The organism is Inquilinus limosus DSM 16000, from assembly GCF_000423185.1.
GTDB lineage: Bacteria > Pseudomonadota > Alphaproteobacteria > DSM-16000 > Inquilinaceae > Inquilinus > Inquilinus limosus.
Map to the genome: position 1 here is coordinate 61,193 of NZ_AUHM01000019.1, position 13,755 is coordinate 74,947.

Below are 13,755 nucleotides of genomic sequence, written 5' to 3' on the forward strand. Positions count from 1 at the left end.
CCACGCTTGCCAATCGGCGGCGCTCACAGCGGCTTGATCAGCCACAGCACGAGGTCGTCGTCGACCGGCACCGGCGCGCCCGGCTCGACCGGCTGCTCGCGCCAGGTGACGCCGCGGCCGTCCGGCCGGTAGCCAAGCCCGGCATAGAGCCGCTGGGCCGGGCCGTAATCGGCGTAGAGGCCGACGCCCAGGCCGATCTGCCGCCGGCCGGCCGCGCGGGCCAGGTCCTCGAAGGCACGGATCAGCGCCGAGCCGATGCCGCGGCCGCGCGCCGGGGCGGCCACGACCAGGTTGTTGACCTCCGGCACCGCGGCGGCCCGGAACGGCGGGTAGTCCGAGTCCCAGACCAGGGTGCCGTAGCCGACCGGGCGGCCGCCGTCGCAGGCCAGCAGCACCGCGCGCCGGCCGGCGGCCTGGTCGGCGAGATAGCCGGCCCAGAGCGCGGGGTCCGCGTTCCAGGCCGCGCCGCCGCCGACCGCGGCGATCCGGGCGTGATCCTCGGGGTGCAATGCGCGCAGTTCGATCGCCATGGCCGATTCCGATATCCAACGGGCGCAACCTATACATCGGCGGCCGGCCCGTCGCGATCCGCGCTGCGGCGGGCGGCGAAAGCGTGCCATGGTGGGCCCGGCGACCGGGGGACGCCGGTCGGCGAAGGAGGAGACACGAGAATGCAGCGATGGATCGCCGCCGCCCTGGCGGCATGGGCGCTGGCGGGAGCAATGGCCGCGGCGCCGGCCCGGGCCGCCGAGAAGGTCATCCTCGACACCGATTTCAGCACCGCCGGCGACGACGGCCAGGTCCTGATCATGGCGGCGCAGCTCGACCGCCAGGGGGTGATCGACCTCTTGGGCGTCACGATCGTGACCGGCAACAACTGGCTGAAACAGGAGGTCGCGGACGCGCTGCGCGCGGTCGAGCGCCTGGGGATCGCGGACCGGGTCGGCGTCTATGCCGGCGCCAACCTGCCGCTGGTGCACGACCCGGAGAGCTTCGAGAGCGAGCGCACCCTGTTCGGCTTCGGCGAGAGCTACAAGACCGCGTTCCACCGGCCGCAGCCGGGCGACGCCGATCTCGTGGCCCCGCCCGACGGCTTCGCCAAGACGGCCAAGCCGCAGAGCGAGGACGCGGTCGACTTCATCGTCGACACGGTCAAGGCGAACCCGCACGAGGTGTCGCTGCTGGTCATCGGCCCGGCCACCAACATCGCGCTGGCCGTCCGCAAGAACCCGGAGATCGTCCCGCTGATCAAGCGGATCGTGTACATGGCCGGCGCCTTCGATGTCCGGGGCAACACCACCCCGGCCGCCGAGATGAATGTCTGGATCGACCCGGAGGCGGCGCGGATCGTGATGCGTGAGCCAATCGACCAGGCGATCATCCCGCTCGACGTCACCGACATCACCCAGCTCTCGAAGGCCGATTTCGACCGCGTTATCGCCGGCGACGGGCCGATCGCGGCGCTGTTCAAGGACAGCTGGATGGCGAAGAGATTCGCCAAGGACCCGGCGGCGACCGTCAACGTCTTCGACACGCTCGCCCTCGCCTATCTGGTCGATCCCGGCTACGCCACCAGGGTCGAGGAGCTGTTCGTCGATGTCGACATCGCCTTCGGCCCCGGCTACGGCCGCACCTACGGCTATTGGCAGGAGCAGCCGACCAGGCTGCTGCAGAAGATCAAGGTGGTGAAGCAGTTCGACAACCGCCGCTTCTTCGACCTCTATGTCGACCTGATGACTCGGCCGGTGCCGGTCATGACGGCGAACTGAGACTCATGCGCCGGACGCGGCCCGGCTCGGGCCGCGATCCCTCTTGGGAAATCCGGGGCGAAGGCCGCAAGATGCGCGCCGCAGAGAGGCTGTCCCGAGACGAGGAATGACCCGGATCCTGAAGACCATCACGCCGGTGAACGGCGGCATCTATGTCGAACGGCCGCTGGCGACGCCGGCCGAGGCCGAGGTGGCGCTGGCCCGCGCCCGGACCGCCCAGGCGGAATGGCGGCGCGTGCCGGTCTCCGAACGCGCGCGCCTCTTGTCCGCCGCGGTCGACGCCTTCGTCGCCGCGGGGCCGGAGATCGCGCGCGAGATCACCTGGCAGATGGGCCGGCCGGTCCGCTACACCCCCGGCGAGGTGCGCGGCTTCGAGGAGCGGGCGCGCTACATGATCTCGGTCGCCGAGGGCGCGCTGGCCGACATCGATGTCGGGCCGAAGGAAGGCTTCCGCCGTTTCATTCGGCGCGAGCCGCTGGGCACCGTCTTCGTCGTCGCGCCCTGGAACTACCCCTACCTGACCGCGGTCAACGCCGTGGTCCCGGCGCTGATGGCCGGCAATGCGGTGATCCTGAAGCATTCGCACCAGACGCCGCTCTGCGCCGAGCGCTTCGCCGAGGCCCTGGCCGATCTGCCGCCCGGCGTGTTCCAGCACATCCATGCCGATCACGAGACCACGGCGAAGATGATCGGCAGCGGCGCGGTCGACTTCGTCGCCTTCACCGGATCGGTCCCCGGCGGCCGGGCGGTCGAGGAAGCGGCGTCCGGCCGCTTCGTCGGCGTCGGGCTCGAGCTCGGCGGCAAGGACCCCGGCTATGTCCGCGCCGATGCCGACCTGAAGCACGCGGTCGAGACGCTGGTCGACGGCGCCTTCTTCAACTCCGGCCAATCCTGCTGCGGCATCGAGCGGATCTATGTCCACGCCTCGGTCTACGACGCCTTCGTCGAGGGCGCGGTCGAACTGACCAAGCAATACGTGCTGGGCGACCCGACCGAGGAGGCGACGACGCTGGGGCCGATGGTCCGGGCCTCGGCCGCCGATTTCGTGCGCGGCCAGACCGAGGAGGCGGTGCGCCGGGGCGCCCGCGCCCTGATCGACGCCAACGGCTTTGCCGCCGACAAGCCCGGCACGCCCTATCTGGCGCCGCAGATCCTGACCCAAGTCGACCATTCGATGCGGGTGATGACCGAGGAGAGCTTCGGCCCGGTCGTCGGCATCATGAAGGTGGCGTCGGACGAGGAGGCGGTGCGGCTGATGAACGACAGCCCCTATGGCCTGACCGCCGCGGTCTTCACCCGCGACGTCGACGCCGCCATCGCCATCGGCGACCAGGTCGCGACCGGCACCTGGTTCCTGAACCGCTGCGACTATCTCGACCCGGCCCTGGCCTGGACCGGGGTCAAGGACTCCGGCCGCGGCTGCACCCTCTCGACGCTCGGCTACGACTATCTCACCCGGCCGAAATCCTTCCATCTGCGGCTGCCGGGGTAGGCCAGCTGTTTGTTCTTTTGATTGTCATTGCCGGGCTTGACCCGGCAATCCAGAAAATGTCGACGGTCTCTGGATGCCCGGGTCAAGCCCGGGCATGACAGCAAAGAGGCGGTCAAAGACAGGGCGGATGAAGGCGACGATGCTCAAAGGCAACTGGAATTACCCGACCGCGGTGAAGTTCGGCCCCGGCCGGATCAAGGAGCTGCCGGACCTGTGCAAGGCCCATGGCCTGAAGCGGCCGCTGCTGGTGACCGATCCCGGCCTGGCGAAGCTGGCGATGATCGGCGACGCCGTTGCCGCCAACGAGGCGGCCGGCGTCCCCACCGTGGTGTTCAGCGACGTCAAGCCGAACCCGACCGGGAAGAACGTCGCCGACGGCGTCGCCGTCTACAAGGCCGGCGGCCATGACGGCGTCATCGCTTTCGGCGGCGGCAGCCCGCTGGACGCCGGCAAGGCCATCGCCTTCCATGCCGGCCAGTCGCGCCCGCTGTGGGACTTCGAGGATATCGGCGACTGGTGGACCCGCGCCGACGCGTCGAGGATCGCCCCGGTGATCGCCGTCCCGACCACCGCCGGCACCGGGTCGGAGGTCGGGCGCGCCGGCGTCATCACCGACGAGGAGGCGCATGTGAAGCGCATCATCTTCCACCCGAAGATGATGCCGGTCGCGGTCATCGCCGACCCGGAGCTGACCCTGGGCCTGCCGCCGCACGTCACCGCCGCCACCGGCATGGACGCGCTGGCGCATTGCCTCGAGGCCTTCTGCGCCCCCGGCTTCCACCCGATGGCCGACGGCATCGCGCTGGAAGGCATCCGGCTGATCCGGGAATGGCTGCCGGTCGCGGTGAAGGACGGCCGGAACCTGGAGGCGCGCAGCAACATGCTGGTCGCCGCCAGCATGGGCGCCACCGCCTTCCAGAAGGGGCTGGGGTCGATCCATTCCCTCGCCCACCCGCTGGGCGCGCTGTACGACGCCCATCACGGCCTCTTGAACGGCATCCTGATGCCCTACTGCATGGTCCACAACCGCGACGCCATCGAGGGGCGGATGGAGCGCCTCGGCCGCTACATCGACCTGTCGAAGCCCGGCTTCGACACCGTGCTGGTCTGGGTGCTGGATCTGCGCCGCGAGATCGGCATCCCGCACACGCTGAAGGAGATCGGCATCGGCGACAACCGGGCCGAGGAGATCGGCCGCATGGCCGAGGCCGACCCGTCGACCGGCAGCAACGCCAAGCCGGTCAAGGCCGACGACCTGCGCGCGGTGTTCGTCGACGCGGTGAACGGCCGGCTCTGACGCCGGCCGTTGTGCGCGGCGGCGGGGCGCCGGCGGAGAGCCTCCGCCGGCGCCGCAGCGCCCCGCTCAGATGCCCTGGCCGCCCGACACCTCGATCCGCTGCGCATTCACCCAGCGGTTGTCCTCGGACAGCAGGCTCGCGATCATCGGCCCGATGTCGTCCGGCAGGCCGGCGCGGCCGAGCGCGGTGATGTCCGCGAAGATCCTGTTGATCTCCGGGTTGTCGCGGACGGCGCCGCCGCCGAAATCGGTCTCGATCGCGCCCGGCGCCACCGTGTTGACCGCGATCCCGCGGCCGCCCAGCTCCTTGGCCATGTACCGGGTCAGCACCTCGACCGCGCCCTTCACCGCCGCGTAGGCGGCATAGCCGGGATAGGACGTCCGGGTCAGGCCGGAGGACAGGTTCACGATGCGGCCGCCATCGGCGATCAGCGGCAGCAGCGTCTGGGTGAGGAAGTACACGCCCTTGAAGTGAACATTGACCAGCCCGTCGAACTGCGCCTCGGTCGTCTGGCCGATCAGGGCGTAGTCGCCGTGGCCGGCATTGTTCACGAGATGGTCGAACGTCTCCCGCGACCAGGTTTCGCGCAGCGCCGTCCGCAGGCGTTCGGCGAAGGGCGCGAAGGCGGCGACGTCGCCGGTGTCGAGCTGGAAGGCGACCGCCTTGCGGCCCATCGCCTGGATCTCGGCGACGACAGCCTGGGCGTCTTCGCCCCGGCTGCGGTAGGTGAGGATGACGTCGCCGCCGCGGCGGGCGATGCTGAGCGCGGTGTTGCGGCCGAGCCCGCGGCTGCCGCCGGTCACGAGGGTGATCTTGGTCATGGTCCGACTCCTGTGGAAACGACCACCCCGATATCGGGCCGGGGAGCCGGACGTTGTTGCCGGAAGCTCGATCTTCTTTGCCTAATCCTCCGAAACGGCGAGCGCTGCCGGCCGCGACGCGGTAGGCTCCCTGCATGACCACTCTGCTCGATGCCGTACGCCGCTACGCGGAGGCGAACGCCGACGCGAACGGCGTGGCGCGGACCCCGATCCCGGGCCTCACGGCCGTGCGCGCCACCGTCCCCAGCGGCCTCGAATACGCGATCTCCCGGCCGCTCGCCTGCCTCGTGCTGCAGGGACGCAAGCATATCGCGATGGGAGCCCGGGCCTTCTCCTTCGCCGCCGGCGATTCGCTGCTGATCACCGCGGACGTGCCGACCGTGAGCCAGATCACGCAGGCGAGCGTCGCCGCCCCCTATTATTCGCTGGTGCTGGAGCTCGACCCGGCGGTCATCGCGGATCTGGCGGTGCAGATGGGGACCGTGACGGTGCCCGAGCACGCGCCCGTGCGGATCGAGCCGACCGATGCCGAGGTCGCCGACGCGGCGCTGCGGCTGATGCGCCTGCTCGACCGTCCGGCATCGGTGCCGGTGCTGCAGGCGCAGCTCGTGCGCGAGATGCACTACTGGCTTCTGGCCGGACGGCACGGCGCGGCGATCCGGCGTCTCGGCTGGCCGGATGGCCATGTGCGGCGCGTGGCCCGTGCGGTCGCGGTGCTCCGGACCGAATTCGCGCAGCCGCTGCCGGTCGAGCGCCTGGCGGCGGTGGCGGGGATGAGCCCGTCGTCGTTCCACCATCATTTCCGCGCCGTGACCTCGCTCTCGCCGCTGCAGTTCCAGAAGCAGTTGCGCCTGATCGAGGCGCGCCGGCTGATGCTGTCGGAAGGAGCGACCGCGAGCAGTGCGGCGTTCGCCGTCGGCTACGAGAGCGTGTCGCAGTTTACGCGGGAGTACGGCCGGATGTTCGGCCTGCCGCCCGTCCGGGAGACGAAGGCGGCGAAGGACGAAACCCGGGCGGGCGGGCCGGGATGACCGCCGGGATGACCGGCGGCGGCTGCGCCGGTTGCCCTCTACTCGCGCGACAGATTGCATTCCGTCGACCGTGTCGCATTGAAAATTATTAACTCCATCGCGGTGCACGGCGGCCGTAGATGTGGTCCGGGCACCCAGGCCGGACAGCGCCTGCGGTGTGCCCCGGCTATGGGGTTCGGACATGAAGCGCTCGGTTTTAGGGATCGTCGCGGTCCTGGGCATCGCCGTTGCCGCCGTCGCGTGGCAGCGTTTCGGCAACGCGGATGCGATCGAGCGCAGCGGCAAGACCGCCGAGGCGGGCGGCGCAGGCCAGCCCGGGTCGAAGAGCGCGGGCCGGGCCATCCCCGTGGCGACGGCGCCGGTGCAGCAGAAATCGGTCGCCACCACCCTGTCCGCCATCGGCACGGTCGAGCCGATCTCGACCGTCCAGGTCAGCTCGCGCATCGACAGCCAGGTGATGCAGGTGCATGTCGCCGACGGCCAGACCGTCCAGGCCGGCGACCTGCTGTTCACCCTGGACGACAAGCCGCCCAAGGCCCAGGAGGCGCTGGCCCAGGCCAATCTCGCCAAGGACCAGGCGATGCGCGGCCAGGCCGAGGCGGATGTCGAGCGCGACAAGCCGCTGGTCAAGACCGGCGCCGTCTCGCAGCAGGCCTATGAGCAGGCGGTCGCGACGGCCAAGGCGGCCGAGGCCACCGTCGCCGCTGACCAGGCCAGCCTGGACCAGGCGCAGCTGACCCTCTCCTACACCCAGATCCGGGCGCCGATCACCGGGCGGCTCGGCGTCGTGGCGGTGACCGCCGGCAACCTGGTCAAGGCCAACGGCAGCAGCGGCAGCAGCTCCGATTCCGGCACCGCCGCCACCGGCCTCGTCACCATCACCCAGATGACGCCGATCCGGATCGCCTTCACCGTGCCGGAGCGGAACCTCGACGCCGTCCGCGCGGCGATGGCGGGCCCGACCCCGCCGAAGGTCGACGCCTTCAGCAACGACGGCAAGACCCATCTCGCGACCGGGACCCTGACCTTCGTCAACAGCACGGTCGACACCAAGTCGGGCACGATCCCGCTGAAGGCCACCTTCGACAACACCGGCCAGGCCCTGTGGCCCGGCCAGTTCGTCCAGGTCTCGCTCACGCTCGGCACCCAGCAGGACGCGGTCACCGTGCCCACGGTGGCGCTGCAGGCCGGCCAGGACGGCGCCTATGTCTTCGTCGCCCGGCCGGACGGCACCGCCGAGCAGCGCCCGGTCACGGTGGCGCGCACGAACGGCGACGAGGCGGTGATCGCCCAGGGGCTGAAGCCCGGCGAGCAGGTGGTAACGGAAGGCCAGCTGCGGCTGATGCAGGGGTCGCGGATCGCCGTCCGCGGTGCCGCGCCGGCGCCCGCCGGCAGCACGGGCCCCGCCGCCAATCCGGCCTGACCAGCCCTAGTCGATGTCCCCTCTCCTGCCCGATACCATCGCCTTCGCGGGTCTCGCCAGCGATATCCCTTTGCCTCTCCCGCTTGCGGGAGAGGTCGGAACCGCGGCAGCGGTTCCGGGTGAGGGTGGCTCGATCGTCCTCATAGGAGCACTGCTCCAACATCGAGAGCGGATCGCCCGCTCGCCTGTGGCGAAGCCTGTGAACTCGGCACGGCCGCGATGCCCTCACCCGGACATCCTGCGGATGTCCGACCTCTCCCGCAAGCGGGAGAGGCAATCTGTTTGCTCGTCCACGATCGGCGATCGGGCACATCCGCAAATCCGGTAGCCCCAGAGACGGAGATCCAGCCATGATCCTCTCGGAGCTGTGCATCCGCCGGCCGGTGATGACGACGCTGCTGACCGCGGCGATGGTGCTGGCCGGCGCCTTCGCCTACAACCAGCTGCCGGTCGCGGCGCTGCCGAACACCGATTTCCCGGTGATCAACGTCTCCGCCAGCCTGCCGGGCGCCAGCCCGGACACGATGGCGAGCTCGGTGGCGACGCCGCTGGAGAAGCAGTTCGAGACCATCGCCGGCATCCAGACGATCAGCGCCACCTCGACCCAGGGCCAGACCTCGATCACCCTGGAATTCGACCTGAGCCGCAACATCGACGCCGCCGCGGCCGACGTGCAATCGGCGATCACCGCCGTGCAGCGCCAGCTGCCGACCGAGATGACGACGCCGCCGAGCTACCGCAAGGTCAACCCGGCCGATGCGCCGATCCTGCTGCTGGCGATCAGCAGCCCGACCCTGCCGCTGTCGACCCTCGACGCCTATGCCGAGCAGGTGATCTCGCCCAGCCTGTCGACCCTGTCGGGCGTGGCCCAGGTGCAGATCTACGGCAGCCAGAAATATGCGGTGCGGATCCAGGTCGACCCCGACGCCCTGAGCCATCGCGGCATCAGCATCGACGACATCCGCAGCGCCGTCGCCAAGGCCAACGACAACTCGCCGGTCGGCACGCTGCAGGGGCCGCAGCAGCAGCTGATCCTGCAGGCCAACACCCAGCTCTACGACGCCAAGGCCTTCGCCAGCCTGATCGTCGCCTCGCCGAACGGCATGCCGGTCCGCCTCGGCGACGTCGCCAAGGTGATCGATTCCGTCGAGAACGACCAGGTGGCCAGCTGGTACGGCGACACGAGGTCGATCATCCTCGCGGTGCAGCGCCAGCCGGACGCCAACACCGTCGCCATCGTCGACGCGGTCAAGGACCTGCTGCCGAAGTTCCAGGCCGATCTGCCGCCTTCGGTGTCGCTGCACGTGCTGAACGACCGGTCGACCTCGATCCGCCAGGCGATCGAGGATGTGCAGTTCACGCTCGGCCTCACCATCGCTCTGGTGGTGATGGTGATCTTCCTGTTCCTGCGCCGCCTCTCGGCCACCATCATCCCGACCGTCACCGTGCCGATCTCGCTGGTCGCCACGGTGGCCGGCATGTATCTGTGCGGCTTCTCGATCGACAACATCTCGCTGCTGGGCCTGACGCTGTCCGTCGGCCTCGTGGTCGACGACGCGATCGTGATGCTGGAGAACATCGTCCGCTACATCGAGAAGGGCATGAAGCCCTTCGAGGCGGCGCTGAAGGGCGCGCGCGAGATCGGCTTCACCATCCTGTCGATCACTCTGTCGCTGGTGGCGGTGTTCATCCCGGTGCTGCTGATGGGCGGCGTGGTCGGCCGGATCTTCAACGAGTTCGCGGTCGTGGTGACCATGGCGATCGCGGCCTCGGCCTTCGTCTCGCTGACGCTGACGCCGATGATGTGCTCGCGCTTCCTGCGCGGCCATGACGAGGAGAAGCCGGAAGGCCGGATCGGCCGGACGCTGGAAGCCGGCTTCGACGCCGTGCTCGGCCTCTATTCCCGCACGCTGGCCTGGTGCCTGCGCCACCGCGCGGCGATGCTGCTGGTCTTCTTCGGCACCATCGCCGGCACCTGGCTCCTGTTCACGACGATCCCGAAGGGCTTCTTCCCGACCGAGGATATCGGCCAGCTGCAGGTCACCACCCAGGCACGGCAGGACATCTCCTTCGACGCCATGGTCGCGCTGCAGAGCCAGGTGCGCGACGTGTTCCTGCACTCGCCCTTCGTCGACAGCGTCGGCTCCTCGGTCGGGGCGGTCGGCTACGGCGGCACGCTCAACACCGGCCGGCTCTTCGTCCAGCTCAAGCCCAAGGACCAGCGGCCGCCGCTCGACACCGTGATCCCGACCCTGCGCCGGCAGCTCGCCGGCATCTCCGGCATCGACACATACATGGTGCCGGTCCAGAACCTGCGGATCGGCGGCCGCTCCTCCTCCGCCCAGTACCAGTTCGTGATGCAGGGGCTGGACCAGAAGCAGCTCTACGACTGGGCCGGCAGGATGACGACGGAGATGCGCCGCTCGCCGGTGCTGCAGGACGTGTCCAGCGACCTGCAGCTCAACGCCCTGCAGGCGACGCTGACCATCGACCGGGACAAGGCGGCGCAGCTCGGCATCGCGAACGAGGACCTGCGGGCCACGCTCTATGGCGGCTTCGGCACGCAGCAGATCTCGACCATCTACACCGCGGCCGACAGCTACGAGGTGATCCTGGAGGTCGACCCTTCGACGCCGTGGGGCGCCGACTCGCTCGACAAAATCTATGTCCGGTCGTCGAACGGGTCGCTGGTGCCGCTCAGCGCCTTCGCCACGGTCACCCGCACCGCCGGGCCGCTGTCGGTGAACCAGCAGGGCCAGCTGCCCTCGGTCACCATCTCCTTCAACCTGGCCGCGAACCGTTCGCTCGGTGACGCCACGGCGGAGATCGACCGGATCAAGGCCGAGATCGGCCTGCCCGTCACCATCACCACCGGCTATGCCGGCACGGCCCAGGTGTTCCAGGATTCGCTGGCCAATCAGGGCCTGCTGCTGCTCGGCGCGGTGCTGACGATCTATATCGTGCTCGGCATCCTGTACGAGAGCTTCACCCACCCGCTGGTGATCCTGTCCGGCCTGCCCTCGGCCGCGATCGGCGCGCTGGGCACGCTGATGCTGTTCCGCACCGACCTGTCGGTGATCGCGATCATCGGCGTCCTGATGCTGATCGGCATCGTCAAGAAGAACGCGATCATGATGATCGACTTCGCGCTCGGGGCGCAGCGCAACGACGGGCTGGCGCCGCGCGACGCGATCTACCGCGCCTGCACGCTGCGCTTTCGGCCGATCATGATGACCACCATGGCGGCGCTGATGGGCGCCCTGCCGATCGCGGTCGGCCAGGGCGCCAGCGCCGAGCTGCGCCAGCCGCTGGGCCTCGCCGTGGTCGGCGGCCTCCTGGTGTCGCAGCTGCTGACGCTCTACATCACTCCGGTGCTGTACCTCTATGTCGAGGACCTGACCCGTGGTGCCCTGGCGCTGGGCCGCCGCTTCCGGCGTGCGCCGGATGTAGGAAGCGCCACCGGCCACGCCCCGGCAGAATAGTCGCCGCTGGTGAGAACCCCCTCACCCTCCCATCGCCGACGCGATGAGCCCTCCCTCTCCCCGAGGAGAGGGATACCGAAGCGCCGTACCCTTCACCTCTCCTTGGGGAGAGGTCGAAATCGCGCAGCGATTTCGGGTGAGGGGGGAAAGCCGGCCGGCAGCTTCACCGCCGCCGGAACACCGGTCCCAGCGGCCGCAGCCGCACCCCTTCGCGCAGCCGGGTGAAGGGCTGGGCCGCCGGGTCGGCCAGGTTCGGGCCCGGGGCCTCGACCACCAGCACCGCCTCGGCGATCGGCTTGAAATCGGCGCGGAAATGGACCGAACTCTTCAGCGCCAGGATCTTCTGCGCCGCGGGCTCGACGCCGAGATGGCGGAACATCGCCTGGTCGGCCGCCTGCTGCTTGCGGCTGCACACCGCGACGCGGACGCCGCCCGGGTGGCGCAGCAGCGCCATCGGGCCGAGCTGCATGCGGTTGCCGCCGTAGAACGGGCCGGTGCCGATGAATCGGCCGTCGCCCAAGGCCTCCACCGTCCAGGCCGCCTCGAGCGGCCGCTGCCCGGCGTAGAAGCTGCCCGCGCCGATGCCGCGATTCAGCACTGCCCCCTGCCCCGCCGCATGCGCCGCCTCGGCGGTCGCGGGATCCGCCAGCAGGCCCAGCACCGCCCCTTCCGCGCCGCCGCGGATCAGCGCCTCCAGCAGCACCACCCCGTCGGATTCGGCACCGCCGCCGGGATTGTCCTGGGTGTCGGCCAGCACCACCGGCCGCCGCGCCCCGGCTGCCAGCCGCTTCGCCTCCGCCACCGCCGCGTCGGGCGGCAGCAGCGCGGCGACGAAATCCGGCTCGGCCGCGGCGATCGCGGCCGTCATCTCGTCCACCGCCGCGGCCAGCGCATGGGGATCGGTGCCGTAGCCGACCAGGCTGGGGCCGCAATCGGCGAAATCCGCCGCCGGAAAGCCCATGGAGAAGCCGAGCAAGACGCCGTGCTGACGCTCCAACTCGGCCATCAGGGCGTAGAGGCGGCGCGCCGGGTCGGCCAGGGTGCATTGCGCCACCAGCGAGACCAGGAACTCCGTCTGCCGGAGCGCCTTGTCCGGACGCCAGCCGGCGAAGATGCGGTCCAGCAGCGCCGCCGCCCGCGCCCCGGTCTCGGCCATGTCGACATGCGGATAGGTGCGGAAGGGCACCAGGAGGTCGGCGAGGTCGACCATCCGCCGGGTGACGTTGGCATGCAGGTCGAGGCTCGCCACCACCGGGACGTCCGGCCCGGTCACGGCGCGGATGCGGGCCAGGATCTCGCCCTCGCCGTCCGCCACGCTCTCGGTGACCATCGCGCCGTGCAGGTCGAGATAGACGGCGTCGACCGGCCCGGCGGCGCGCAGATCCTCGACCAGCATCGCCGTGATCCGCTCGAAGGCGTCGTCGGTGACCGGCGCCGAGGGCGCGGCCGAGCACCACAGCAGCGGCGCGATGCCGTGCCCCGCCGCCGTGGCGGCCTCGATGAAGCCGGCCGCCGGCAGGTTGATCCCGGCCAGCGCCGGCGCCAGCGCCTCGCCCCGCGACAGGCCGGGCCAGCCATCGGCCATCTCGAACTGGCCGTAGCCCGCCTTCACGCCGGCGAAGCTGTTGGTCTCGTGCAGGAACCCGCCGACCGCGATCCTCATGCCGCTGCTCCCCCCACCCCCGCCGTCCGGGCGGTCACGGATGCTTGTGGATCGGGTCGACCCAGTAGACGGTCTCCGGTTTTTCCACCGGCTCGATGTCGAGATTGACCACCACCGCCTCGTTGTCGCTGCGCACCAGCACGCATTCCAGCGGCTCGTCGGTCGAGGCGTTGATCTCCTGATGCGGCACATAGGGCGGCACGAAGATGAAGTCGCCCGCCTCGGCCTCGGCCACGTATTCCAGCTTCTCGCCCCAGCGCATGCGGGCGCGGCCGCGGACGACGTAGATCACGCTCTCCAGCGGGCCGTGGTGGTGCGCGCCGGTCTTGGCGTCGGGATGGATGGTGACGGTGCCGGCCCAGATCTTCTGCGCCCCGACCCGGGCGGCGTTGATCGCCGCCTTGCGGTCCATGCCCGGCGTCTGGGCGGTGTTGGGGTCGAGATCGGTGCCGCGAATCACGCGCACCCCGTTCAGGCGCCAATCCGGGGCTTCGTGGTGATGATGCTCGGTCATGCTTGGGTCCGTCCGGAAACTCCCGCGGCGTGGCAGCCTCGCCAGGCTCGAGCCGCGGTCACCCTGCCTCCGGACGGCGGCGGGCGCAACCCCGTCGTCAAGGCCCGCCGCCCGCCGGACTTGATCCAGCTTGCCGGTGGTCACCGCCGGCATCACGTCTCTCGACAGCGACGGTCCTCATTCAGAACAAGATGCGTAAAAATTGAAGAACAATTCTACCGATCTTGCCGAGCAATTTGAACTCATAGAAGGTAATTTTATT

The 13,755-nt window shown here is 70.0% G+C and carries 10 protein-coding genes; 6 read left to right on the forward strand and 4 right to left on the reverse strand.

All coding sequences use genetic code 11. The annotated features are described in order from the left end of the window. Positions 1 to 23: 23 nt before the first annotated feature. Positions 24 to 530, reverse strand: a complete 507-nt coding sequence (locus G537_RS38460; RefSeq protein WP_051248525.1) for a GNAT family N-acetyltransferase — start codon at positions 528 to 530, stop codon at positions 24 to 26. Positions 531 to 671: 141 nt separating this feature from the next. Here G537_RS38460 and G537_RS0117410 point away from each other — a divergent pair, with 141 nt between their 5' ends. From G537_RS0117410 to G537_RS0117420, 3 genes are all read left to right on the forward strand, one after another. Beyond that, on the forward strand, positions 672 to 1,769 hold the full coding sequence (locus tag G537_RS0117410; RefSeq protein WP_026871212.1) for a nucleoside hydrolase: 1,098 nt from the start codon (positions 672 to 674) through the stop codon (positions 1,767 to 1,769). Positions 1,770 to 1,875: 106 nt separating this feature from the next. After that, complete coding sequence (locus tag G537_RS0117415; RefSeq protein WP_026871213.1) at positions 1,876 to 3,261, forward strand: aldehyde dehydrogenase family protein; 1,386 nt, start codon at positions 1,876 to 1,878, stop codon at positions 3,259 to 3,261. Positions 3,262 to 3,400: 139 nt separating this feature from the next. Beyond that, on the forward strand, positions 3,401 to 4,558 hold the full coding sequence (locus tag G537_RS0117420) for an iron-containing alcohol dehydrogenase (RefSeq protein WP_425402298.1): 1,158 nt from the start codon (positions 3,401 to 3,403) through the stop codon (positions 4,556 to 4,558). Between the two features lie 66 nt (positions 4,559 to 4,624). On the opposite strand, the gene G537_RS0117425 is transcribed toward G537_RS0117420, so the two are convergent. Continuing rightward, positions 4,625 to 5,380 (reverse strand): SDR family NAD(P)-dependent oxidoreductase, encoded by a 756-nt coding sequence (locus G537_RS0117425; protein WP_026871215.1) that lies wholly within the window; start codon positions 5,378 to 5,380, stop codon positions 4,625 to 4,627. Between the two features lie 134 nt (positions 5,381 to 5,514). On the opposite strand from G537_RS0117425, the gene G537_RS0117430 reads away from it, so the two are divergent. The 3 genes from G537_RS0117430 to G537_RS38465 all read left to right on the forward strand — a co-directional run bounded on the left by G537_RS0117430 (position 5,515) and on the right by G537_RS38465 (position 11,316). Continuing rightward, positions 5,515 to 6,411 (forward strand): AraC family transcriptional regulator, encoded by an 897-nt coding sequence (locus tag G537_RS0117430; protein WP_026871216.1) that lies wholly within the window; start codon positions 5,515 to 5,517, stop codon positions 6,409 to 6,411. Between the two features lie 181 nt (positions 6,412 to 6,592). Then, positions 6,593 to 7,834 carry an efflux RND transporter periplasmic adaptor subunit gene (locus G537_RS0117435; protein ID WP_026871217.1) on the forward strand — a complete coding sequence of 414 codons (1,242 nt, stop codon included), beginning with the start codon at positions 6,593 to 6,595 and terminating at the stop codon, positions 7,832 to 7,834. A gap of 350 nt (positions 7,835 to 8,184) precedes the next feature. After that, positions 8,185 to 11,316, forward strand: coding sequence for an efflux RND transporter permease subunit (locus tag G537_RS38465; protein WP_051248526.1), 3,132 nt, complete (start codon positions 8,185 to 8,187; stop codon positions 11,314 to 11,316). 163 nt (positions 11,317 to 11,479) lie between these two features. Here the strand turns inward: G537_RS38465 and G537_RS0117445 are convergent, their stop codons facing one another. Continuing rightward, positions 11,480 to 12,979, reverse strand: a complete 1,500-nt coding sequence (locus G537_RS0117445) for a M81 family metallopeptidase (protein WP_026871218.1) — start codon at positions 12,977 to 12,979, stop codon at positions 11,480 to 11,482. A 34-nt stretch (positions 12,980 to 13,013) separates the two neighbouring features. Next, complete coding sequence (locus G537_RS0117450) at positions 13,014 to 13,493, reverse strand: cupin domain-containing protein (protein WP_026871219.1); 480 nt, start codon at positions 13,491 to 13,493, stop codon at positions 13,014 to 13,016. Positions 13,494 to 13,755 lie beyond the last annotated feature (262 nt).

Excerpts from the sequence above, each read along its gene's own strand:
- G537_RS38465 (WP_051248526.1), top strand. The coding sequence starts at position 8,185 with ATGATCCTCTCGGAGCTGTGCATCCGCCGGCCGGTGATGACGACGCTG.
- G537_RS0117415 (WP_026871213.1), top strand. The coding sequence starts at position 1,876 with ATGACCCGGATCCTGAAGACCATCACGCCGGTGAACGGCGGCATCTAT.
- G537_RS0117425 (WP_026871215.1), bottom strand. The coding sequence starts at position 5,380 with ATGACCAAGATCACCCTCGTGACCGGCGGCAGCCGCGGGCTCGGCCGC.
- G537_RS0117445 (WP_026871218.1), bottom strand. The coding sequence starts at position 12,979 with ATGAGGATCGCGGTCGGCGGGTTCCTGCACGAGACCAACAGCTTCGCC.
- G537_RS0117420 (WP_425402298.1), top strand. The coding sequence starts at position 3,401 with ATGCTCAAAGGCAACTGGAATTACCCGACCGCGGTGAAGTTCGGCCCC.
- G537_RS0117430 (WP_026871216.1), top strand. The coding sequence starts at position 5,515 with ATGACCACTCTGCTCGATGCCGTACGCCGCTACGCGGAGGCGAACGCC.
- G537_RS38460 (WP_051248525.1), bottom strand. The coding sequence starts at position 530 with ATGGCGATCGAACTGCGCGCATTGCACCCCGAGGATCACGCCCGGATC.
- G537_RS0117450 (WP_026871219.1), bottom strand. The coding sequence starts at position 13,493 with ATGACCGAGCATCATCACCACGAAGCCCCGGATTGGCGCCTGAACGGG.
- G537_RS0117410 (WP_026871212.1), top strand. The coding sequence starts at position 672 with ATGCAGCGATGGATCGCCGCCGCCCTGGCGGCATGGGCGCTGGCGGGA.
- G537_RS0117435 (WP_026871217.1), top strand. The coding sequence starts at position 6,593 with ATGAAGCGCTCGGTTTTAGGGATCGTCGCGGTCCTGGGCATCGCCGTT.